This is a genomic window from Actinocrispum wychmicini (assembly GCF_004345645.1).
Lineage (GTDB): Bacteria > Actinomycetota > Actinomycetes > Mycobacteriales > Pseudonocardiaceae > Kibdelosporangium > Kibdelosporangium wychmicini.
On record NZ_SLWS01000001.1, the window covers coordinates 565,882 to 587,798 of the forward strand.

21 protein-coding genes and 1 tRNA gene are annotated in these 21,917 nt (G+C 67.8%); 17 read left to right on the plus strand and 5 right to left on the minus strand.

Going from position 1 to position 21,917, the window contains the following annotated elements; genetic code table 11:
- Positions 1-5 precede the first annotated feature (5 nt).
- Positions 6-1,097 carry an ADP-ribosylglycohydrolase family protein gene (locus EV192_RS02775; RefSeq protein ID WP_243726596.1) on the minus strand — a complete coding sequence of 364 codons (1,092 nt, stop codon included), beginning with the start codon at positions 1,095-1,097 and terminating at the stop codon, positions 6-8.
- Between the two features lie 122 nt (positions 1,098-1,219).
- Between EV192_RS02775 and EV192_RS02780 the strand changes: the two genes are divergently transcribed.
- From EV192_RS02780 to EV192_RS02810, 7 genes are read left to right on the plus strand one after another with little or no spacing between them, the layout of a single operon-like run.
- On the plus strand, positions 1,220-2,152 hold the full coding sequence (locus EV192_RS02780; RefSeq protein ID WP_132110743.1) for an ABC transporter substrate-binding protein: 933 nt from the start codon (positions 1,220-1,222) through the stop codon (positions 2,150-2,152).
- Positions 2,153-2,165: 13 nt separating this feature from the next.
- Entirely contained in the window at positions 2,166-3,086 is a 921-nt protein-coding gene (locus EV192_RS02785; protein ID WP_132110745.1) for an amino acid ABC transporter permease, read from the plus strand.
- Positions 3,083-3,853 (plus strand): amino acid ABC transporter ATP-binding protein, encoded by a 771-nt coding sequence (locus tag EV192_RS02790; RefSeq protein ID WP_132110747.1) that lies wholly within the window; start codon positions 3,083-3,085, stop codon positions 3,851-3,853. The genes EV192_RS02785 and EV192_RS02790 overlap by 4 nt, the downstream gene beginning before the upstream one ends.
- Positions 3,854-3,856: 3 nt before the next feature.
- Positions 3,857-6,034: a pentapeptide repeat-containing protein gene (locus tag EV192_RS02795; RefSeq protein WP_132110749.1), complete on the plus strand. Its 2,178-nt coding sequence runs from the start codon at positions 3,857-3,859 to the stop codon at positions 6,032-6,034.
- Between the two features lie 7 nt (positions 6,035-6,041).
- On the plus strand, positions 6,042-6,506 hold the full coding sequence (locus EV192_RS02800; RefSeq protein ID WP_132110751.1) for an SRPBCC family protein: 465 nt from the start codon (positions 6,042-6,044) through the stop codon (positions 6,504-6,506).
- Positions 6,503-6,871 (plus strand): hypothetical protein, encoded by a 369-nt coding sequence (locus EV192_RS02805; protein ID WP_132110753.1) that lies wholly within the window; start codon positions 6,503-6,505, stop codon positions 6,869-6,871. Before EV192_RS02800 ends, EV192_RS02805 begins: the two co-directional genes overlap by 4 nt.
- Before the next feature lie 11 nt (positions 6,872-6,882).
- Positions 6,883-7,356 carry a GNAT family N-acetyltransferase gene (locus EV192_RS02810; protein ID WP_132110755.1) on the plus strand — a complete coding sequence of 158 codons (474 nt, stop codon included), beginning with the start codon at positions 6,883-6,885 and terminating at the stop codon, positions 7,354-7,356.
- A 14-nt stretch (positions 7,357-7,370) separates the two neighbouring features.
- Here the strand turns inward: EV192_RS02810 and EV192_RS02815 are convergent, their stop codons facing one another.
- Complete coding sequence (locus EV192_RS02815; protein WP_132110757.1) at positions 7,371-8,843, minus strand: AAA family ATPase; 1,473 nt, start codon at positions 8,841-8,843, stop codon at positions 7,371-7,373.
- 179 nt (positions 8,844-9,022) lie between these two features.
- Here EV192_RS02815 and EV192_RS02820 point away from each other — a divergent pair, with 179 nt between their 5' ends.
- From EV192_RS02820 to EV192_RS02830, 3 genes are all read left to right on the plus strand, one after another.
- Entirely contained in the window at positions 9,023-10,816 is a 1,794-nt protein-coding gene (locus tag EV192_RS02820) for an NHL domain-containing thioredoxin family protein (RefSeq protein WP_132112913.1), read from the plus strand.
- A 69-nt stretch (positions 10,817-10,885) separates the two neighbouring features.
- The gene (locus tag EV192_RS02825) at positions 10,886-11,179 is read left to right on the plus strand and encodes a GroES family chaperonin (RefSeq protein WP_132112915.1); all 294 of its coding nucleotides are present in this window, start codon (positions 10,886-10,888) and stop codon (positions 11,177-11,179) included.
- Positions 11,180-11,198: 19 nt separating this feature from the next.
- Positions 11,199-13,010, plus strand: coding sequence for a VanW family protein (locus tag EV192_RS02830; RefSeq protein WP_132110759.1), 1,812 nt, complete (start codon positions 11,199-11,201; stop codon positions 13,008-13,010).
- Between the two features lie 66 nt (positions 13,011-13,076).
- Here EV192_RS02830 and EV192_RS02835 read toward each other — a convergent pair whose 3' ends face one another.
- The gene (locus tag EV192_RS02835; protein ID WP_132110761.1) at positions 13,077-14,912 is read right to left on the minus strand and encodes an acyl-CoA dehydrogenase; all 1,836 of its coding nucleotides are present in this window, start codon (positions 14,910-14,912) and stop codon (positions 13,077-13,079) included.
- Positions 14,913-15,016: 104 nt separating this feature from the next.
- On the minus strand, positions 15,017-15,754 hold the full coding sequence (locus EV192_RS02840) for a response regulator transcription factor (RefSeq protein WP_132110763.1): 738 nt from the start codon (positions 15,752-15,754) through the stop codon (positions 15,017-15,019).
- A 199-nt stretch (positions 15,755-15,953) separates the two neighbouring features.
- Between EV192_RS02840 and EV192_RS02845 the strand changes: the two genes are divergently transcribed.
- From EV192_RS02845 to EV192_RS02870, 6 genes are all read left to right on the plus strand, one after another.
- Positions 15,954-16,232 (plus strand): DUF6191 domain-containing protein, encoded by a 279-nt coding sequence (locus EV192_RS02845; RefSeq protein ID WP_243726598.1) that lies wholly within the window; start codon positions 15,954-15,956, stop codon positions 16,230-16,232.
- Positions 16,233-16,282: 50 nt separating this feature from the next.
- Positions 16,283-17,152: a TIGR03619 family F420-dependent LLM class oxidoreductase gene (locus EV192_RS02850; RefSeq protein ID WP_132110767.1), complete on the plus strand. Its 870-nt coding sequence runs from the start codon at positions 16,283-16,285 to the stop codon at positions 17,150-17,152.
- Between the two features lie 13 nt (positions 17,153-17,165).
- Entirely contained in the window at positions 17,166-17,606 is a 441-nt protein-coding gene (locus EV192_RS02855) for a nuclear transport factor 2 family protein (protein ID WP_132110769.1), read from the plus strand.
- An 81-nt stretch (positions 17,607-17,687) separates the two neighbouring features.
- On the plus strand, positions 17,688-17,945 hold the full coding sequence (locus EV192_RS02860) for a DUF1707 domain-containing protein (RefSeq protein ID WP_207925864.1): 258 nt from the start codon (positions 17,688-17,690) through the stop codon (positions 17,943-17,945).
- A 209-nt stretch (positions 17,946-18,154) separates the two neighbouring features.
- Positions 18,155-19,414 carry an MFS transporter gene (locus EV192_RS02865; protein WP_132110771.1) on the plus strand — a complete coding sequence of 420 codons (1,260 nt, stop codon included), beginning with the start codon at positions 18,155-18,157 and terminating at the stop codon, positions 19,412-19,414.
- 213 nt (positions 19,415-19,627) lie between these two features.
- Entirely contained in the window at positions 19,628-20,935 is a 1,308-nt protein-coding gene (locus tag EV192_RS02870) for a sensor domain-containing diguanylate cyclase (RefSeq protein ID WP_132110773.1), read from the plus strand.
- 238 nt (positions 20,936-21,173) lie between these two features.
- On the opposite strand, the gene EV192_RS02875 is transcribed toward EV192_RS02870, so the two are convergent.
- Positions 21,174-21,244: transfer RNA gene (locus tag EV192_RS02875), tRNA-Gly, on the minus strand.
- Positions 21,245-21,311: 67 nt separating this feature from the next.
- On the opposite strand from EV192_RS02875, the gene dcd reads away from it, so the two are divergent.
- Positions 21,312-21,908: a dCTP deaminase gene (gene dcd / locus EV192_RS02880; RefSeq protein WP_132110775.1), complete on the plus strand. Its 597-nt coding sequence runs from the start codon at positions 21,312-21,314 to the stop codon at positions 21,906-21,908.
- The last annotated feature ends 9 nt before the right edge of the window (positions 21,909-21,917 follow it).

Consider the following 21,917-nt stretch of genomic DNA (forward strand, 5'->3'; position numbering starts at 1 on the left):
GCTCGTCAACGGTCCGGGTAACGGTCGTACCAGGCAGGGTCGCGCGACGGCCGGGGACCGAACTCGACCACCGCGTCCAGACACAGCCGCTCGATCACCTCGCGCAGCTCCAACTCCGCGTGCCACGCGGCCGGGATGGCGTCGACGCCCCACATCGCGCCGAGGATGTTCCCGCAGATCGAGCCGGTCGAGTCGCTGTCGCCCGAATGGTTCACCGCCATCAGCAGGCCGTCGGCCATGTCGTCGGCCGCGAGGGCCGCGCAGACGCCGATGGCGAGGGCCTCCTCACCGACCCAGCCGCCGCCCAGTTCGTCGGCGATCGTCTCCGGAGAAGGCTTGCGGGCGGCCAAATCGCCCGCTTTGTCCAGGACGTCCAGTTGCTCCTCGTGGCGGTCCCAGCGGACCAGTTGGGTCCGGGCCACGGTCACCGCGTCCGGCAGGGCGGTGCCGTCGAGCAGTTCGCTGACGATCACGGCGAGCACACCGGCCGACAGGAAGCCGCTGGGGTGGCTGTGAGTCAACGCCGCCGCGTCCGCCGCGAGCCTGAAGACCTCGGCGGGGTCGTCGGACCAGAACGCCGCCGGGGCGGCCCGCATCACGCCGCCGCAGCCCTTCGAGTCGTTCAACCGTTCGGTCACCGAACCCATGACGCCGCCCGCACCGAAGGCACGTAACGCGGACAGGCAGGTGTTGCCTGGTGCGCGGCGGTGGAACAGGTCGCGGTTGGTCACCAGCCAACCGTCCGGGCCGTCGTCCTTGAAGACGCCACCGGCTCGTTCCCAGGGGTCGCCCTGCGTGTGGAGCCAACGCTGGTAGGCGTGCTGGAGGACGAGTGTGACGTCCGTCTCGGCGCCCCGGCGCTGCGCCGCGTGCGCGCGGACCAGCCCTTCCAGGGTGAACAGGGTCATCTGGGTGTCGTCGGTGATCCGGCCACGGCCGCCGTACTCGTAGGCGTAGTCGGTCAGACCGTCCTGGCCGTAGAGCCGGCGGATGTCGTCGATGGAGGCGAACTCGACCGCGCCGCCCAGAGCGTCACCGACCGCACCCGCCAGAATCGATCCGAGCACCTTCGAAGGCGGCAGAACGTGTCGACTCACCGGGGAATCGTAGGCGATTCGCATCGTGATGCAGGCTCGTAACGGGTACTTGCTGGGAACTGTGCCCCTCGGGTGGCAGTATGCGGACACTTGATCCGGACAACAGTGACGAGGAGTGACCTGTGGCGCGACGAACCAGGCACAAGTTGCTCGCCGTGGTACCCGTGCTTGCCCTGGCGACGCTGGGTGCCGCATGCGGGACGGTGAACGACAAGAACCCGACCGGTGGTGGTTCGACCAGCCAGTCGCAAGTTGCCACGGCGATCCCGACGGCGACCAAGGACGACAAGCTCGCCGCCATGGTGCCCGACGACGTCAAGAAGGACGGCAAGATCATCGTCGGCCAGGACCAGAGCTACCCGCCGAACGAGTTCGTGGAGAACGGCCAGGCCATCGGCATGGACATCGACCTCGGCAAGGCGATCGGCCAGAAGCTCGGCCTCGAGGTCGAGTTCCAGAACTCCGCGTTCGACGGCATCATCCCCGGCCTGACGGCCGGCCGGTACGAGGCCGCGATGTCGTCGTTCACCATCAACGCCGACCGGCTGCAGCAAGCCGACATGGTGTCGTACTTCAGCGCCGGCACCTCGGGCGCGGTGCTCAAGGGCAACCCGGACAAGCTGACCCTCGACACGCTCTGCGGCAAGACCGTGGCCGTGCAGAAGGGCACCGTGCAGGTCGACGACCTGGCGGCCCGCACCGCCAAGTGCAAGTCCACCGGTCAGCCGGAGATCACCGTCCAGCAGTTCCAGGCCCAGACCGACGCGAACCTGGCGCTGAGCGCCAAGCGGGTCCAGGCCATGCTGGCCGACTCGCCGGTCATCGACTACGCGATCAAGGTGACCAAGGACCAGATGGAGCAGGTCGGCCAGGTGTACGACACCGCGCCGTACGGCGTCATCGTGCCCAAGGGCAAGGGTGACTACGCCAAGGCGGTGCAGGGCGCCATCCAGGCGCTGATGGACGACGGCACGTACAAGAAGATCCTGGAGAAGTGGGGCATTCAGCAGGGCGCGTTGGTCAAGTCCGAGGTGAACCCGGCGCCGGCCGGCTGATCGGGAGTAGTCCTTGTCCACGCCAACCGAAGACGGCCGGGCGGAACCGATCAAGGCGGTTCCCGTCCGGCACGTCGGCCGCTGGGTCGCGGGGGTCATCGTCCTCGCGCTGGCCGCGCTCGCCATCCGCAGCATCATCGTCAACCCCAACTTCCACTGGGACATCATCGGTCCGTACCTGTTCGACAGCCGGATCGCGGACGCCCTGCTCACCACGCTGAGACTGACCCTGCTCTCGATGATCGTCGGTGTGGTCGGCGGCGTGGTGCTCGCGGTGATGCGGCTGTCGCCCAACCCGCTCGTGTCCGGCGCGGCCGGCATCTACATCTGGCTGTTCCGCGGGACGCCGCTGATCACCCAGCTGATCTTCTGGGCGTACCTGGGCGCGCTGTACCCGACCTTCGGCCTCGGCATCCCGTTCGGGCCGGAGTTCGTCACCTGGCAGACCATAGCGACGATCACCGTCCCGGTCGCGGCTGTGCTCGGCCTCGGCCTCAACGAGGCCGCGTACATGTCCGAGATCGTCCGGGCCGGCATCCAGTCGATCGACGAGGGACAGACCGAGGCGGCCAGCGCGCTCGGCATGACCAGGGGCAAGATCCTGCGCCGGATCGTCCTGCCGCAGGCCATGCGGGTGATCATCCCGCCGACCGGCAACCAGGTCATCTCCATGCTCAAGACGACCTCGCTGGTCGTGGTGATCGGGGAGAAGGAGCTGATGGTCACCGTCGGCCAGATCTACGCGCAGAACTTCCTGGTCATCCCGCTGCTGATCGTGGCGGCGATCTGGTACCTGGTCTGTACCAGTGTGCTGACCGTGATCCAGGGCTGGATCGAGCGGAAGTTCGCCCGCGGCTCCACGGCGATGCCGAACCAACCCGGCTGGGCAAGTCGGATGTTCGCCTTCCGGTTCAGCCGTAAGGAGTACGAATGAACCCCATGGTGAAGGCCGAGGGGGTCTGCAAACGGTTCGGCCGCCTGGAAGTCCTCAAAGGCATCGACCTGGAGGTGCAGCCCGGTGAGGTGATGTGCGTGATCGGGCCGTCCGGGTCGGGCAAGTCGACCTTCCTGCGGTGCATCAACCACCTGGAGAAGGTCGACGCCGGCCGGCTGTACGTGGACGGCGAACTCGTCGGCTACCGGCAGAAGGGCGACAAGCTGCACGAGCTGCGGGAGAACGAGGTCACCCACAAGCGCCGCGAGATCGGCATGGTGTTCCAGCGGTTCAACCTGTTCCCGCACAAGACCGCGCTGGAGAACCTGACCGAGGCGCCCACGCAGGTGCTGGGCGAGTCGAAGGCGTCCGCGCGGGAACGCGCGACCGCCCTGCTCGCCGAGGTCGGGCTGGCGGACAAGGCGGGGAGCTATCCGCGCCAGCTGTCCGGCGGCCAGCAGCAGCGGGTGGCGATCGCGCGGGCCCTGGCCATGCGGCCCAAGCTGATGCTGTTCGACGAGCCCACCTCGGCGCTCGACCCCGAGCTCGTCGGCGACGTCCTTGAGGTCATGCGCCAGCTGGCCAAGGACGGCATGACCATGGTGGTGGTGACGCACGAGATGGAGTTCGCCCGTGAGGTCGCCGACACCGTGGTGTTCATGGACGGGGGCGTGGTGGTCGAGGCGGGTCCGCCGGAGCGGGTGATCCGGGATCCGCAGCACGAACGGACCAAGGCGTTCCTGTCCCGCGTACTGCGTCAGGACTGACCCTTGGCGGACAACCGGGGTGGCGGCTCGGCGGACGAGTCGCCACTCGACCCGTTTTCCCCTGCCCCGCCCAGGTGGGCGCACATGGCCGCGGCGGACGTCATCCGTCGCGTGGTCGAGCCGGACCCCGGCGGACTGCGCCTGCGTCGCCGAGCCGTCACGCCGCCTGTGATCGTCGTGCAGGACAAGTACCTCACCGGCACGCTCAACCTGCGCGCGGTGGAGTTCCCGTACCTGCTGGAGTTCGTGCGGTGTCGGTTCGAGAACGCGCCGGACCTGCGGCAGGCCAAGCTGGCCGGGCTGGAGTTCCGGGAGTGCTGGCTGCCCGGCCTGCGCGCGAAGAACTCCCGGTTCGCCAACGACCTCGTCCTCGGTTCGACCACTGTGGACGGTCTGATCGACCTGGTCGACGCCGAGGTCGAAGGCTCCCTCGACCTGAAGTCGAGCAACCTGGGATCCGGTTCGCGCGCGTTGCACGCCGACCGGCTGGTGCTGGCGGGCGCGTTGCTCGCGAACAACGTCAAGGCGCACGGCGAGATCCGGATGCCCGGGCTGCGTGCCGGCGGTAACGTGAACTTCTCCGGAGCGTTGCTGGACAACCCTTCGGGGTACGCGCTCAACGGGTACGGCATCCATGTCGGCGGGAACCTGTTGTGCGGCATCGACGTCACGTCACAGGAAGCGTTCTCGTCGACCGGTTGGCTGTTCCTGCCAGCGACCCGGGTGGAGAGCGACTTCTCCCTGCGTGGCGCGAACCTGCGCCCGGGGGATCTCACCGGCGCGGTCGTCGGCGCCGATCCCGGGTTCGACCTGACCGCGACCCTGATCGCCGACCGGATCCGGGTCGAGGGCAACCTCGAGCTGGACCAGGGCCTGCGGTCCACCGGGACGCTCCGGATCGTCAACGCGGTCATCGGCGGCTCGCTCCGACTGTCCAGTTCGGACATCGACGTGTCCGGCGAGGCGCCGCCGCCGTGGCCGCACCGGGCGCTGCACCTGGACGGCACCCAGATCAGCGGCGACTTCGACGCGCGGTCGATGCGGCTGGCCGGGCAGGCGCGGATGGTGGACGTGGCCATCCGCGGCAACCTGCTGCTGGACGGGGCCAACCTGCGCAACCCCGAGGCGGACGTGGTGCTCGGCCGGCGGTTCAGCGTCGGCGGCAACCTGGACGCCAGGTTCGTCGAAGCCGCGGGCAACCTGTCCCTGCAAGGCGCGCGGATCGGCGCGAACATGGACCTGCGCGGCACCCGCCTGGTCGAGCCCGGCAAACACGCGCGGACCAACGAGATGCTGCCGTCGGTGGACATCCGGGCCGCGATCATCGGCCGGGACCTCATCCTGTCCGCCGGGCACCGGCCGTTCGCCGCGCACGGCGGGGTCCGGATGCACCGCGCGGAGATCGGCCGGGAGGCCAACTTCGACGGCGCGATCCTCGGATCGGCGTTGACCGGGCGGGCGTTGAACGCGCACGGCGTGGTCGCCCAGGAACTCGTGCTGACCGTCGGGCAGGCCCCGCGCGGCCGGGTCACGCTACGGCACGCGCGGTGCGCTTCGTTGGCGGACAACGAGAAGTTCTGGAACACGACCGGCAAGCTCGACCTGGAGGACTTCCGGTACGAGGCGCTCGCCGTCCCGATCGACGTGAAGGACGACGCGGCGGTCCGCACGCGGCTACGTTGGCTGCACGGCGCCATGCAACGCAACTACAGCCCTGGCCCGTACGACCAATTTGCCGCCGTGCTGCGCGCGAGCGGCAACGAGGAGCACGCGTCCACTGTGCTGATCGAGAAGCAGAAGTGGCGCTATGTGGCCATGGCCGACGGCTTCCGGGTACTCGGGCCGGGTGTGCGGCTATGGAGCTGGCTGCAGCGTTCCATGGTGGGCTACGGCTACCGGCCGACCCGTGCGCTGGTGTGGCTGCTGCTGGCGCTCGCGTTGGGCAGCTTCTGGTTCGCCGTCCACCCGCGGCTGGAGGAGATCAACGAGCAGGACCACCTGATCTGGAACCCGGTGCTGTACACACTGGACCTGCTGGTGCCGATCATCGACTTCGGCAACAAGAATCGCTGGCAGGCGCCGGGCGCGTCACAATGGATCGCGTCCGGCCTGATCGCCACCGGGTGGGTGCTCGCCACCACGGCCGCGGCCGGCCTGACCCGCATGCTCAGACGCGCCTAGGAGTGTCATCGTGGAACCGTCGGCGACCGACAAGATCACCGTGAACGCGCCGGCCGATCAGGTGTACGACCTGATCAGCGACGTGGCGGAGATGTCCGCGCTGGCCGAGGAAACGGTCAGCAACACCCTGCTCGACGGCGCCAGGACCGCCACGGTCGGCGCCAGGTTCCGCGGCAGCAACCGCCGGGGTGTGCGCCGCTGGTCGACCCTCGCCACGATCACCGACGCGTCCCCGGCCACCCAGTTCGCGTTCGACGTCACGTCCTTCGGCATCCCGATCGCCCGCTGGCAGTACGACATCGAACCGACCGACACCGGGTGCGTGGTCACCGAGAGCACCTGGGACCGCCGGCCCCGCTGGTTCAACGGCGTGGGCCGGCTCATCACCGGGGTCGCCGACCGGGCCACCGTCAACCAGCGGAACATCACCGCGACCCTGACGCGCCTCAAAGCGAAAGCGGAGCACCAGTGATCCCACTGGTGATCATCGACGCGGCGAACGTCGTCGGCTCGGTCCCGGACGGCTGGTGGAAGGACCGCCACGGCGCCACCGAACGCCTCCGCGACACCCTCGCCACCCTGCCCACCACAGGCGTCGGCACCCTCGAACCCCCACTGGACGTGGTGATGGTCGTCGAAGGCAGAGCCAGGAACGTGACCGCCTCGGACACGATCCGCGTGGTGTCCGCCCCCGGCTCCGGCGACGACGCCATCGTCGACCTGGTCCGCGCCGCGCCGGACAGAACGTGCGTGGTCGTGACCGCCGACCGTGGCCTCCGTGCCCGCGTCACCGACCTCGGCGCGTCCGTCCTCGGCCCCAGCTCGGTACGTCAGTGAGGAGAAGACCAGTGACAGAGGTGGCACTGCGGTCGGTCGAGAACGCCGACCTCGACGCGTTGTTCGAGCAGATGCGTGATCCCGAATCGGTCCACATGGCCGCCTTCACCGCCAAGGACCCCAACGACCGCGCGGCCTTCGACACCCACATGTCGAAGTTGATGACCTCACCCGACCTCATCCTGCGCGCGGTGACCCGGAACGGTCAGCTCGTCGGCACCATCGGCAGCTTCGTCATGGACGGCAACACCGAGATCACCTACTGGATCGACCGTTCGGTCTGGGGACAGGGGGTCGCCAGCCAAGCCGTCGCCCTGTTGCTCGACATGGTCAAGATCCGTCCCGTGCGCGCCCGCGCCGCCAGCGACAACCTCGGCTCGATCAGGGTGCTGCAGAAGGCCGGCTTCGCGGTCGTCGGCACCGAGATCGCCTACGCCCCCGCGCGGAACACCGAGATCGAGGAGACCATCCTGCGTCTCGACTAAGCCGACCCGGTCGATCAGTTGAGCATGAGCGCTACCACCGGGGCGGGGATCGCCCATGTGGACGGCCCGGTGTCGGTGATGTTCTTGGTCGCCAGAACCCCACCGCCGTACTTGCCTTCGACCACCCGCGCCTCAGTTCGCCAGCCGTGCGACACCCACTTGGCTTCGAGCGGAGTCGTGCGCACCACCTGGCCTGCCACGGGCACCGGGACCGGCCCGAGATCAACTTCGTTTCCCGCGCCGGTCCGCACGTAGCCGATGGTGTCGCCACTCATCCAACGGCCGGGCTCGATGTCGTCGATCGTCACTGCCAGTGCGGACGCGAGTGCCATCTCGGTGAGCGACGGCATCGCCGGTTGCGGCAGACCGGCGCGCAACCGATGCCCCAGCCAGGCCAGCAGTGGATCAGTCAGATAGAACTTCGACTGTGCACCGGAGATCCGGGTACCAGCGTCACCGATCTGGTGACACCACAAGCCCGCGAAACTGTGCATCAATCGGCTGAGTCGGACGTCGAAGGTCTGGGCACTGGGGTATCCCAGCTGTTCAGCGGTGCTTCTGCGGTTGAGGGGCGACGTCGACCGATGCTGCAGTTCGGCGAGCAGGCGCGGAATGGAATCGGGCGGGGCGTCGTGGTCGACGTCGCGATGCAACCAGGCCGCCAGGTCTTCCATGAAGGACTGGCTCACCATCCCTTCTTTGGCGTGTTCGGCAACGGCTCGCGGGAATCCGCCCGAGGTCAGATAGGACTGCCAGGCCAGATCCAGATCATCCACGTGCAGCTCGAGGTCGTCCGCGACAGCTCTGGCTTCCGCGCTCTGCAATCCCCACGGTGGGAGAGGACCAGGCCGAGCGAGCTCCGGACGGGTGGCCGCGAGGACATCCCGGAAACGCATCGGCAGCAACAGTCGCGTTCGCCGGCATGCTCCGTTACCGGCCCGCCCGGCCAGCAGATCTCGTTCCACATCCGCCGTGTCACTCCACGACGATCCAGTGCAGACGACGGTGTCATCTCCGACGAGTGTGTTGTCCCGTAGGTACTTGAGTGCCGCTGTCCAGTCCTCGATGCCGGTCACCTCGTCCAGCAGCCAAATCCTGGGACGTGCTCCGTTCCGGTCGACCGACCTCGTGACGTCCCTGCCCAGCACGAGCGCACGACGCAGGTCCTTGGCCCGCATCCCGTCGGCAGGGAGGTAGACGATCTGACGCGGATCGACATCTTCCCGTCCGCACAGGACGGAAGCGGCGTCTTTCATCGTGACCGACTTGCCCACACGCCGTGGCCCGCGAAGGACTACCAACTTGTCATCGACAGGTCCTGATGCGACGTCGTCGAGAATGTCCGACCGGTAACCCAGGTCGTGGCGAGCGCGGTCCCGGAGGGCGCGGTCGTGGGTGACCCATGAGCACGGGTCACCACCGGCGGCAACTGCCCGCCACCACGGGTTGACTTCGCGAAGCCGGCCTTGGATCTCATCGTCGCGCACGGAACAGGCTTATCAGAACCAGGGGGGTTCTGCATGGTGGGTCACTCAAAAGAGGGGGGGTTCTGACAAGGACGATCTGCCGGCGATGTTCTGGTCCTGCAGTGTGGGCATTCAGAACAGCGACCTCCGCAGCGGTGTTCACTGTAACCGTGACCAATTCGATCAAACGGAAGGCTCGGGTGCGGGCGCCCGAACTCGTTGGGCGTGGCTGGTTGAACACGGGTGGTGAGGATGTCCAGCTCAAGAACCTGCGGGGCAAGATCGTCCTGCTGGACTTCTGGACGTTCTGCTGCGTCAACTGCCTGCATGTCCTGGACGAGTTGCGGCCGTTGGAGGAGGAGTTCGCGGACGTCCTGGTGACCATCGGGGTGCATTCACCGAAGTTCGTGCACGAGGCCGATCCGGCGGCGTTGCGGGCCGCGGTGGAACGGTACGAGGTGCGGCATCCGGTGTTCGACGACCCTGAGTTGACCAGTTGGCAGAACTACGCGGTCAAGGCGTGGCCCACGTTGGTCCTGGTGGATCCCGAGGGGTATGTCGTCCATGTCGCTGCCGGTGAGGGGCATGCGGAGGCGTTGCGGCGGGTGATCGGGGAGTTGGTCGAGGAGCACGAGAGCAAGGGGACACTGCATCGGGGTGATGGGCCGTATGTGCCGCCGGTGTCGGAGGCGACGGAGTTGAGGTTCCCGGCGAAGGCTGTTGTCACGTCGGACGGGACGTTGCTGGTGGCGGATACGCGCAACCACAGTGTCGTGGAGTTGGCGGCGGATGGGGAGACGGTCATTCGGCGGATCGGTGACCGGACGAGAGGGCGGCGGGACGGGCTGAAGCCCGCGTTCGCCGAGCCGTCCGGGATCGCGTTGCTGCCCAAGGACGTTGCCGCTCAGGTGGGTTATGACGCGGTGGTCGCGGACACGGTCAACCACTTGCTGCGGGGGCTCAACCTGAGCACGGGTGAGGTGACCACTGTTGCCGGGACCGGTGAGCAGTGGCGGGACGGGCCGGTTGACGGGCCCGCGCGGGAAATTGACCTGTCCAGTCCGTGGGACGTCGTGTGGTGGCGCGACGGCGTGATCGTGGCGATGGCCGGCAACCACACGTTGGGGCACTTCGATCCTTTGCGGGACAAGGTTTCCCGGTTCGCCGGTACCACAGTGGAGGGTTTGTACGACGCGCTGGTAAAGGACGCGTTCTTCGCGCAGACCTCGGGGCTCGCGGCCACTGAGGAGCGGCTGTGGCTGGTGGATTCGGAGACGTCCGCGCTTCGCTGGATCGACGCGGATCTGACCGTGCACACGGCGATCGGCAAGGGACTGTTCGACTTCGGCCACCGTGACGGTGACGCGGAGCAAGCGCTGTTGCAGCATCCGTTGGGGGTCGCTGTGTTGCAGGATGGGACTGTCGCGATCGCGGACACGTACAACGGCGCGATCCGCCGGTACGACCCGGAGACCCGTGAGGTGTCCACGCTCGCGACCGGTCTCGCGGAGCCGTCGGGGATCGCGACGATCGACGGGCGGATCGCGGTCGTCGTGTCCGCCGCGCACCGGATCGAGTTCCCGATCGCGCCCGGCGACGAGCAGCGCATCGCCGGCCAGGCCCACCAGGTCAAACGGCCGCCGACCGAGCTACGGCCCGGGGTGGTCGAGTTGGTCGTGGTGTTCCAGCCGCCGCCCGGCCAGAAGCTCGACGACCGCTACGGGCCGTCGACGCGCCTGGAGGTCACCGCGTCACCGCCCGAGCTGCTCGTCGACGGCGCGGGTGTGACTACCGAGCTGAGTCGGAAAATCACCCTCGCGAACATCGACAACGGTGTGCTGCATGTGGTGGCACAGGCCGCGAGCTGTGATGACGACCTCGCTGTCGAGCACCCGGTGTGCCGGCTGACCAGGCAGGACTGGGGGGTGCCTGTCCGGATGGCCGATACCGGGTTGCGCCGTTTGCCGTTGGTGATGGGTGGCATGGACGACTAATCCAGTGCCCGCCGCTTGCCGGCGGGCAAGTACGATTCGCCCGTGTCCGAACTCAAACTCGAGATCCAGATGCTGCACGACCGGGTGTTGGTGCGGATCTCACCCGAGGATGGGGAGCGGCGGAGCACGGGCGGCATCGTCATTCCGGCCACCGCGCAGATGGCGCGCCGGCTGGCCTGGGGCGACGTGCTCGGTGTCGGCAACAACGTCCGCCAGGTCAAGGTGGGCGACCGGGTGTTGTTCAACCCGGAGGACCAGCTCGAAGTCGAGGTGCAGGCGCAGACGTACCTGGTGATGCGGGAACGCGACGTGCACGCCATCGCCAGCGAGCGCACCGAACACGGCACCGGGCTGTACCTGTAGTTCCGTGGAGGATTGAGCGTTGCAGCCGCAGTGGCCGGAGTCGCACGACGACCAGACCGACCTGTTGCCCGTCGTCCAACCATCCGGGTCCGACGAGCCGACGGTTCAGTGGACCAAGGCCGCCCCGCTCAAGGCCGACCGGAAGCGCAAGAGCCTCCGCCGGAAGGCCGCGGTGGTGGCTGGTGCCGTCGTGGGCTTGTTCGGCGTGCTGTACCTCGTCGACCTCCTGACGAGTGAGGGTGACGTGCCACGCGGCGTCGTGGTGGCCGGTGTCGAGGTCGGTGGCCTGAGCCGGGCGAGCGCCGAGGCGAAGCTCAGGGAACAGATCGAACCGCGGCTGACCCGTCCGGTGCGGCTGGCGGCGGCCGACTTCACCACCCAGGTCGAACCGGCCAAGGCGGGCCTGGCCCCGGACTGGGCCAGGACCCTGGACAACGCCGGCGCCCAGCCGGTCAACCCGATCACCCGGCTGACCTCGTTCTTCACCAGCCGGGACGTCCCGTTCCAGACCCAGGTCGACCGGGCCGCGCTCGGCGGGGTCCTGGCGGAGATCGGCCAGAAGGTCGACCAGCAGCCGGTCGAGGGCACCATCACGTACGACAACGGCAAGCCCGCGATCGTGGAGCCCAAGGCGGGCCGCAAACTCGACCCGGCAGCGGGCGACCTGGTGGTCAGGCAGTGGGCCGACGGCAAGGCGATCGAGTTGCCGGTCGTGGTCGCGCCGGTGAAGGTCACGCCCGAGGCCGTGCGCAAAGCGTTCGACACCGTGGCGAAGACAGCCGTGTCCGCGCCTGTGGTGATCAAGGGCGACGGCAAGGACGCCACGCTGGGCCCGGCCGCGATCGGCACGGCGCTGACGTTCAAGCCGGCCGACAACGGCACGTTGGTGCCCGCGTTCGACCAGGCCAAACTGGTGGCCGCGGCCGACCCGCAGCTGAAGTCCACGGAGAAGGACGGCAAGGACGCGGCCATCGTGTTCGACGGCGGCAAACCCACGGTCCAGCCGTCCGTCGACGGCAAGGCGATCAAGTGGGACGCGCTGCTGGCGCCGTTGGCCGACGCGGTTCAGAAGGCCACCGGCCGTGAGGTCAAGGCCGAGTACGCGGCCAAACCGGCCAAGGTCACCACCGACCAGGCGAACCAGCTGGGGATCAAGGAAGTCATCGGCGAGTTCACCACCAGCGGCTTCGCAGCCGACTCCGGCGTGAACATCAGGACGGTCGCCCAGAAGGTGAACGGCGCCGTCGTCAAACCGGGAGACACCTTCAGCCTCAACGGGTTCACCGGCCCCCGCGGCGCCCCGCAGGGGTACGTGGAAGCCGGCGTGATCGAGAACGGCGCGCCCGCGAGGGAGGTCGGCGGCGGCATCTCCCAGTTCGCGACGACCCTGTACAACGCCGCCTACTTCGCCGGCATGAAGGACGCCGGGCACAAGGAACACAGCTTCTACATCAGCCGGTACCCGGCCGCCCGCGAGGCCACAGTGTTCCAGAACCCTGACGGCGGCAGCGTGATCGACCTGAAGTTCACCAACGACGCCACCACCGGCGTCGCGATCCAGACGATCTGGACCAACAGCAACATCACCGTGCGGATCTGGGGCACCAAGCGCTACAACGTCGAGTCGGTCCCCGGCCCGCGCACGAACCCGACCGACCCGGCCGAACAGGCCGGTCCGGCGGCGAACTGCCGGCCAAGCAACGGCGCACCTGGCTTCACCGCGTCGGACACCCGGGTCATCAAGGACCTCAACGGCAACGTCGTCCGCAAGGACACCCGGACCGTGAAGTACAACCCGCAACCCAAGATCACCTGCGGCCCGCCGGCCTGACGAGAAAGCGCAAGGGCGGCGATCCCCATGGGGAACGCCGCCCTGTTCTCACCGCGGGATGGCGAGCTAGAAAGCCGCTTCGGTCAGGTCCATCAGGGTGTTGTCGGCACCCTCGACGATCTTGCGGCCGGCGGACAGTTCGGGCAGCACGTTGTGCGCGAAGAACGAGGCCACCGCGACCTTGCCCTCGTAGAAGGACTTGTCGCGGGCGGAGACGTCGCCGGACAGGGCGCGCAGGGCGACGTCGGCCTGGCGCAGCAGCAGCCAGCCGATCACCAGGTCGCCGGTGGCCAGCAACAGCCGGACGGTGTGCTGGCCGACCTTGTAGATGCTGCGTGAGTCCTCCTGGGACGCCATCAGGTAGCCGATCAGCGCGCCGATCATGCCCTGCACGTCCTCAAGGCCCTGCTTGAGCAGCGCCCGCTCCTCCTTGAGCCGCCCGTTGCCGCTCTCCGCGGACAGGAAGGCGGTGATCTCGCCGGCGATGTGCGCCAGCGCCTGGCCCTTGTCCCGGACGATCTTGCGGAAGAAGAAGTCCATCGACTGGATGGCGGTGGTGCCCTCGTACAGCGAGTCGATCTTGGCGTCCCGGATGTACTGCTCGATCGGGTAGTCCTGCAGGAAGCCGGAGCCGCCCAGGATCTGCAGCGACTGGGTCAGCTGCTCGGACGCCCGCTCGGAGCCGACCCCCTTGACGATCGGCAGCAGCAGGTCGTTCACCCGCTCGTACAGGGCCTTGTCCGGGGCGTCCATGGCGATCTTGTCCTGGTACGTCGCCGTGTACAGGTAGGTCGCGCGCAGGCCCTCGGCGTACGCCTTCTGCAGCATCAGGCTGCGGCGGACCTCGGGGTGGTGCGTGATGGTCACCCGCGGCGCCGACTTGTCGAGCATGTTCGGCAGGTCGGCACCCTGGACGCGCTCCTTGGCGTAGTCCAGCGCGTTCAGGTAGCCGGTGGACAGGGTGGCGATCGCCTTGGTGCCGACCATCATCCGGGCGTACTCGATGACCTGGAACATCTGCGCGATGCCGTTGTGCACGTCGCCGAGCAGCCAGCCGACCGCGGGGGTGCCGTGCTGCCCGAAGGTCACCTCACAGGTGGCCGACGCGTTCAGGCCCATCTTGTGCTCGACGTTCGTCACGAACGCGCCGTTGCGGTCGCCCAGCTCGCCGGTCTGCGGGTCGAAGTGGAACTTCGGCACCAGGAACAGGCTGAGGCCCTTGGTGCCCGGCCTGGTCTCGACGCCAGGCCCCTCCGGCCGGGCCAGCACCAGGTGCAGGATGTTCTCGGTGATGTCCTGATCGCCGGACGTGATGAAGCGCTTCACGCCGTCCACGTGCCACGTGCCGTCCGCCTGCAGCACGGCCTTGGTGCGTGCGGCGCCGACGTCCGAACCGGCGTCCGGCTCGGTGAGCACCATGGTGGCGCCCCAGCCCCTGTCGATCATCAGCTGCGCCCAGTGCTTCTGCAGGTCGTTGCCGTTGCGGTGGATGACCTGGGCGAAGTTCGGGCCGGCCATGTACATGAAGATCGCCGGGTTGGAGCCGAGGATCAGCTCGGCCGCGGCCCAGGTCACCGTCGGCGGGATGCCCATGCCGCCGAGCTCGTCACCGAGGCCCAGCCGGTACCACTCGCCGTCCCACAACGCCTGGTACGACCGCTTGAAACTGTCGGGCAGCGTGACCGTGAACGTCTTCGGGTCGTACTTCGTGCCTTCGCGGTCCCCTTCCGCGAACGACTCGGCCAGCGGTCCCACCGCCAGCTTGTTCAGCTCGGCCAGCAAACCGCGCGTGGTCTCCTCGTCGGACTCGGCGAACGGTCCGGTGCCGAGTCGTTCCTGGACGTTGAACACTTCGAAGAGGTTGAACTCCAGGTCGCGCACGTTGCTCTTGTAGTGGCCCATGTGGTCGCTCCCCTGTCAGGCTGCACCGGCGCCGGGCAGGCTCGTGCTACTCGCCGGTAACCCCAGTTTATTACCCGCCGGTAACCTAAGCAAGTGAAGTAACTCTAATAGGGGTGATCCTCCTGGTTGACGGTCAGAACGCCGGACCGGAAAGCCACCGCGACCGCGTGCGTGCGATCCCGCGCGGACAGCTTGCGCAGGATGCTCTTCACATGAGTGCGGACGGTCTCCACAGATACATAAAGGATCTTGGCGATCGCCTGGTTCTCCAGGCCGTCGGCGATCAGCTGGAGCACCTGGTACTCCCGCCGGGACAGCGGCTGCTGGCCCGGGTTCACCGGCGGGGCGATCGGCTTGCCCTTCGGCGTGCCGAGGGCGGACGCGAGCGTGGGGTCGATGTACCGGCGTTCGGCGTGGACACGCTGGATGGCCTGGATCAGCTGGGGCGGCTCGCTGCGCCGGGAGATGACGCCGTGCACACCGGCCGCGATCGCGCCCGCGATGTACGGCGTGTTGCGCTGCGTCTCCCGGATCATCAGGAGCACGCCCAGGTCGGGATCGTTGCCGATGAGCATCCTGGACAGGTGCCACCGGGGATCCAGGCCCGAGTCGATGATCACCGCGTGCGGCCGGAACCGTTCACACAGCTGTAGCGCCGCATGCGGGCTGCCGGCGGCGCCGACCCAGCGCAGCCCCCGGGTTCGCATGACGAGCGCGGACAAGCCCTCGCGCACCAGCGGCACGGAGTCGACCAGGGCGATGCCCAGACCGCCCTCAGTCGACCGCCCGGTGGTGACCAACCCTGTCGGTCGCACCTGGCGGTGGTCGATGTTGTTCGCCATCCACACCTCCACGCCTCCTCACTCGTCCGATACTGCGACGTCAGAGACCTCCAGTCGTGACGTAGTGGCCCGATGTGACGTGCGGTAACACGAAAACTCACCCCCGCGGGTGATAACTGTCCAGTGTCCGGGCACACGTCATCGGGAACCAGATCCTGAATATGCCCGTTGGTCGGATATGCAGGCGATGGTGTGGGCGGTGTCACTCCCTGCCCTGGTCTTCTTACTCCTCGCACTGGGGGTGCTTGAGCGGGTCTGGCGCCGGATGCGCAAGACCCGCAAGACCGGCGGGCTGCCGGTGTCCGGGGCGTCCTTCGACGAGTTCACAGCCTTTCTCTACGGCACGAAACGCTACGAGCTTGACCAGCGAGCCACCCAGTCCCTGATGCGCGAGGAGGAGAACGACGGCGCGCCGCCCAACCAGGTGGATCTGGACAGTGGTGTGGTGGTCCTGCGGCAGCGTGACACACGCGACTAGAACACGTTACAGTTACCCTTCCGTCGAGCCGACCGAAGGGCAGCACACGGATGAAGTTCACCGTCGCCGTCGCACTGAGTCCGCTCGACCAGCTGACCGAGCTGGCGCGCACCGCGCAGGAGTGCGGCTACTCGGCAATAGCCTTGCCGGACTCCATCTTCTTCTCGGAACGGGTGTCCGAGGACTATCCGTACACCGCGGACGGGTCGCGGTTCTGGAACGAGGAGACGCCCTGGGTGGACCCGCTCGTCGCGGCCGCCGCGATGGGCGCCGTCACCGATGAGATCAGGTTCTACACCCAGGTTCTGAAACTCGGCCCGCGCAACCCGCTGCTGCTCGCCCGGCAGGTCGGGTCCGTTGCCTGCCTGACTGGCAACAGGTTCGGGTTGGGGGTCGGCATCGGCTGGACGCCCGAGGAGTTCGAGTGGTGTGGCGCGCCGTTCGAGAACCGCGGCGCCCGGGTGGACGAGGCCATCGAGGTGCTCCGGCTGGTCCTGGCCGGCGGCATGGTCGAGTACCACGGCGAGTTCTTCGACTTCGACCGATTGCGGATGAGCCCCGCCCCCACCGAGCCCGTGCCGCTCTACGTCGGCGGCCACACCGAGCGGGGCCTGCGCCGGGCGGCCAGGGTCGGCGACGGCTGGACCTCGGCGATGATCAAGTTCGACGACCTCGCCCAGACCATCGACCGGCTGACCCTGCTACGCGCCGAGTACGGCCGCGCCGACCTGCCGTTCGAGATCCAGGCGGTGTGCGTCGACCGGTTCGGCCTGGACGGCTACCGGCAGCAGGCCGAGATCGGCGTCACTGACGTGCTGGTGGCCCCGTGGGTGTTCTACGGCGTGCCGATGGACGGCCCGCTGCAGGCCAAGAAGGACGGTCTGCGACGGTTCGCCGACGAGATCATGGCCACCATGTGAGGAGTGTCCGGAGATGACGGCAGTGACCTGGGCGGCGACCGAGACCGAACACCCCGCCCGCAGCGCGTCCCGCCGGTCGATGGACGCGGTCTGCCGGGGCGCCAAGGACGAGTGGCTGGCACTGTTCGCGCCGGACGCCGTGGTCGAGGACCCGATCGGAACGTCCTACCTGGACCCGACCGGCGCGGGCCACCGCGGCCCGGTGGCCATCGCGGCGTTCTGGGACAGGACCATCGCGGTCGTCGAGCGGTTCGAGTTCGCCATTGACGACTCGTTCGCGGCCGGCGACGAAGTGGCCAACATCGGCACCATCACGGCGTTTCTGCCGGGCGGCATGCGGGTGGACACCGACGGTGTGTTCACCTACCGGGTCGGGCCGGACGGCCTGATCAGGGCGCTGCGTGCGTTCTGGGAGGTCGACCGGGCGATGGCGACCCTGCGTGCGGTGGGCTGACTCGGCTGAACGGCCCTAAGTGGACTGGTCGGCCACGGCTAAACATTTCGCCAACTAAGAGTTTCGACTAACGTGCACATTGTGGCTGAAGAGGGTGGGACCAAGGGGCGGCCGCGACCCGGCATCGACCCGCGTGACCTGCGGGTGTCCGACGCCGAGCGGGAGCATGTCGCCGGCCTGCTGAACAGGGCCCTCGAACGGGGGCTGATCGACCTTGACGGGTTCTCGTCGCGGATCGCCGCGGCGATGGAAGCCCGGACCCGCGCGGAGCTGAACGGCGTCCTGATCGATCTTCCCGGTGTGGTGGTGCGGATCGATCCGAACGGACGTGGCGGCTGACCAGGCGGACATGGCACGGTAGGCCGATTTCCTCAACTCGGACGCCGGCGGCCAGTCATCCGAAAGGGCCGCCGGCTAGCGTGCTGATGCGGGACACTTGACCGGCTGACGCTTCGTGATGGACTCGTGACCGCGGGCACCTAAGGTCCCGCGGGGCGGTCCGTTGCGTGGGCCAGGCCCGGTCGGACATGTACATAAGGGGTCGGTGAGTGACGGAAGCACCAGGGCGAGCGACGTTCCGCGAGGTGTTCGGACTGGCAGAGTTCCGGGCCCTGTGGTTCGCCGAGATCATGTCCATCTTCGGCGACCAGATGGCCAGGGTGGCCCTGTCGGTGCTCGTTTTCAAGCAGACCGGTTCCGCCACGCTGACCGGCCTCACCTACGCCCTGACGTTCGCCCCCTCGCTGCTCGGCGGCATCCTGCTGAGCCCGCTCGCCGACCGGTTCCCGCGGCGGAACGTGATGATCGCCGCCGACCTGGTCCGCTGCCTGTTCATCCTGCTGGTCGCGGTGCCGGCCATGCCGCTGTGGGCGATGGCGGTGTTCGTCGCCTGCGCGACACTGTTCAACCCGCTGTTCAAAGCGTCCCAACTGGCGATGCTGCCGGACATCCTCAAGGGCGACCGGTTCATCACCGGCATGGCGATCCGCAACATCACCACGCAGACCGCCCAGCTCGCCGGGTTCGCCGGCGGCGGCCTGTTGATCTCGCAGATCGACTCGCGGGTCGCGCTGGTGATCGACGCGGCCACGTTCGTGGTGTCCGCGATCCTGGTGCGGACCGGGGTGCGCAGTCGCCCGGCGGCCGCCAAGAAGAACGAGCGCCCGTCGTTCTTCGGCTCGATCGCGCAGGGCAGCCGGACCGTGTTCGCCGATCCCGGCCTGCGGTCGCTGCTGTTCGTCACGTGGCTGATGGGCCTGTTGCCGGTGTACGAGGGCATCGCCGCGCCGTACTCCCAGGCGGTGTTCGGCGGCAGTACCGTGGCCACCGGACTGATCTTCGCCAGTGACCCTTTGGGCAGCGCTTTGGGCGCCTTCATCTACACCAGGTGGGTGCCCCCCGGGCTGAAGCCGCGGCTGCCCGGCGTCCTTTCGCTGGCCGCGGCCGTGCCGCTGCTGCTCTGCTTCCTGCAGCCCGGCCTGGCGGTCTCGTTCGTGCTGTTCGTTGTGTCAGGGGGGCTGGGTACCGTGGCCTTGATGCAGGCGACAGCCACGTACTCGCTCGGCGTTCCCGACGCCAGCCGGGCGCAGGCCATGGGCCTGTCGAACACCGGACTGACGACTGTGCTGGGGGTGAGCCCACTGATCGGTGGCCTGATGGCCGATCACGTGTCGCCGCAGACGACGGTGGGGACCTTTGGGACCGCCGGGTTGCTGTTGGCGGTCCCGCTGGCTGTCGCGTGGCACCGTAGTATTCGCCGGAGTCCGGAGCGCTGGATTCCGGACACCACAGCCGCGGAAGGCGCCTAACGCCCCCAGGGATGCAGTGGCCAGAGGCTGCCGGAGATGCCCTGGCGCGGCGACATCACTGATCCTTGGTGCTGCCCATTGGTGCTCACCTTCCCTTTGACGACTATTAGAAAATACACACCTATGGCCCTTGTCGTCAGCCTGCCATCCGGTGGAAACTGTCTGTAAACGGGCGCATCGCCTAGAGCGACAAAGAGGGGTTTTGGGGGAAGGATGACGACTTCGGAGGAACCAGCCAGGCGACAATGGGTGCCGTTCCGTGACTGGGCGTTGTGGAAACGGCCGAGAAACTGGATTCGCTACACACTGGCGACCGAGGCGGTCACGCTCGGGCTGATCGTCGCGGCGATCGTGTATGTGCCGGTGACCAGCAGACAGCTGGTGATGTTCCTCGTGCTCGCCGGACTGGGGGTCCTGCAGGCCGAGATCAGCCGCAAGATCGAGCGGATGCGTCGGTCACTCAACGTCACTCCGCACATCAGCATGACGTCGGTCTGGATGCTGCCCGCCATCCTGCTCCTGCCGCCCCAGCTGATCGCCCTGCTGAGCTTCACCCTCTACCTGCACTCGGGGATCCGCAGTTGGTTGGGCATCCAGCACGTGGCGCTGCACCGCACCATCACCAACGCCAACGGCGTGAGCCTGACCTGCTTCGCGGCCAGCGCCGTGACCTTCGGACTCTTCGGCGCCGACGCGCTGACCGGTCCGAACGCGGCCGCGGCGGTGTGCGTTGCGGCCGTCATGTACTTCACGGCGAACACCGCGATCACCGGTGTCGGTCTGTACCTGGCCGCGCCGGACCGCGCGAGCGTCCACTCCATCATCGGCACCTGGGACGACAACCTGCTGGACATGGCCACCCTCTGCCTGGGCGGCCTGCTGGTGTTGTCGCTGGTCAACCAGCCTCTGCTGTGTGTCGTGGTGTTCGTGCCGATCTTCGTGCTGCAGCGGTCGGTGCTCGCCAAGCAGCTGGAGGAGCTGGCGTCCAAGGACCAGAAGACGGGTCTGCTGAACGCCACCGCGTGGCACGAGCAGGGCCAGCGCGAGCTGTCGCGGGCCGGCCGGGCCGACGGTGAGTTCAGCGTGCTCATGATCGACCTGGACTTCTTCAAGAAGATCAACGACAGCTTCGGCCACCTCGCCGGCGACGACATGCTCATCGCGCTCGCCGGTCTGCTGAAACGGGAGACCCGGACGCACGACCTGGTCGGCCGGTTCGGCGGCGAGGAATTCGTGGTTCTGTTGGCCGGCGCGTCCGAGCTTGAGGCACTGGTGGCGGCCGAGCGCATCCGTGGCCTGATCACCGAGCTGGTGGTGAACAGCAGGACGAACGACGGCACCCCGGTCACCATCCAGGACCGCTCGGCGTCCATCGGGGTGGCGGCCTACCCGACCGGCGGATCGACCCTGGACGAGGTCCTGGCCTCGGCGGACGCGGCCGTGTACGCCGCCAAGCGCGGGGGCCGCAACCGTGTGGTGGGGTCCGCGTTTCTCGATCCGGTATCCGCCACACCGGGTTAGGGAAATCCTTGTTTTAGATTGCTGAAAGTGACCGCCGGTGCGACAAGCATTCGGCGGTCGCTTATTGTTCGGGGAATTGTGGGTAATTGTCCCACCTCTGTTTAGGTGACCACAAAGCGCAGAGTGGGGCAGCTTCATTCTGGTGGTCAGCCGCTCGCTGGGCGACTCGCCCGCAGGGCACACTCCGCTTGGCACCGGGCTGCGTCCAACCGCTGGTGGCCAGCGAGAACTCTGTGAGAGCGGATGACGGGAATCGAACCCGCGTATTCAGCTTGGGAAGCTGATGTTCTACCATTGAACTACATCCGCGTTGCCTGGCCTACCCTACATGACGGCGGCTCAAGCCCGCACCAGGGTTCATCGCTAGGGTGGGCGCGTGTTGTTGAGCGATCGCGATCTGGCCAAGGAACTCGAGTCGGGGCGGCTCGGGGTGAACCCGTACGACCCCGCCATGCTGCAGCCGTCGAGCATCGACGTTCGGCTCGACCGGTTCTTCCGGGTGTTCGTCAACACCAAGTACACCCACATCGACCCGGCTCAGCAGCAGGACGAGCTCACGTCGCTGGTCGAGCAGGAGGGCGACGAGCCGTTCGTGCTGCACCCCGGTGAGTTCGTGCTGGGATCCACGTTCGAGCGGGTCACGTTGCCGGACGACCTGGCCGGCCGGCTGGAGGGGAAGTCGTCGTTGGGGCGGCTGGGGTTGCTGACGCACTCCACGGCCGGGTTCATCGACCCGGGGTTCTCCGGGCACATCACGCTGGAGCTGTCCAATGTGGCGAACCTGCCGATCACGTTGTGGCCGGGGATGAAGATCGGACAGTTGTGCCTGTTCCGGTTGTCCAGTTCGGCGGAGCATCCGTACGGGTCGCAGCGGGCCGGGTCGCGCTACCAGGGGCAGCGGGGGCCGACGCCGTCGCGGGCGTACCTGAACTTCCACCGCGTGGACACGAGCCGGCCCGACTCGAACGAGTGAACGGCGCTG

What these genes read in the sequence shown, in the direction of transcription:
- EV192_RS02840 (WP_132110763.1), bottom strand. Translation starts at nt 15,754, where the DNA reads ATGGCGAACAACATCGACCACCGCCAGGTGCGACCGACAGGGTTGGTC.
- EV192_RS02855 (WP_132110769.1), top strand. Translation starts at nt 17,166, where the DNA reads ATGACGGCAGTGACCTGGGCGGCGACCGAGACCGAACACCCCGCCCGC.
- EV192_RS02825 (WP_132112915.1), top strand. Translation starts at nt 10,886, where the DNA reads ATGCTGCACGACCGGGTGTTGGTGCGGATCTCACCCGAGGATGGGGAG.
- EV192_RS02870 (WP_132110773.1), top strand. Translation starts at nt 19,628, where the DNA reads ATGACGACTTCGGAGGAACCAGCCAGGCGACAATGGGTGCCGTTCCGT.
- EV192_RS02835 (WP_132110761.1), bottom strand. Translation starts at nt 14,912, where the DNA reads ATGGGCCACTACAAGAGCAACGTGCGCGACCTGGAGTTCAACCTCTTC.
- EV192_RS02850 (WP_132110767.1), top strand. Translation starts at nt 16,283, where the DNA reads ATGAAGTTCACCGTCGCCGTCGCACTGAGTCCGCTCGACCAGCTGACC.
- EV192_RS02790 (WP_132110747.1), top strand. Translation starts at nt 3,083, where the DNA reads ATGAACCCCATGGTGAAGGCCGAGGGGGTCTGCAAACGGTTCGGCCGC.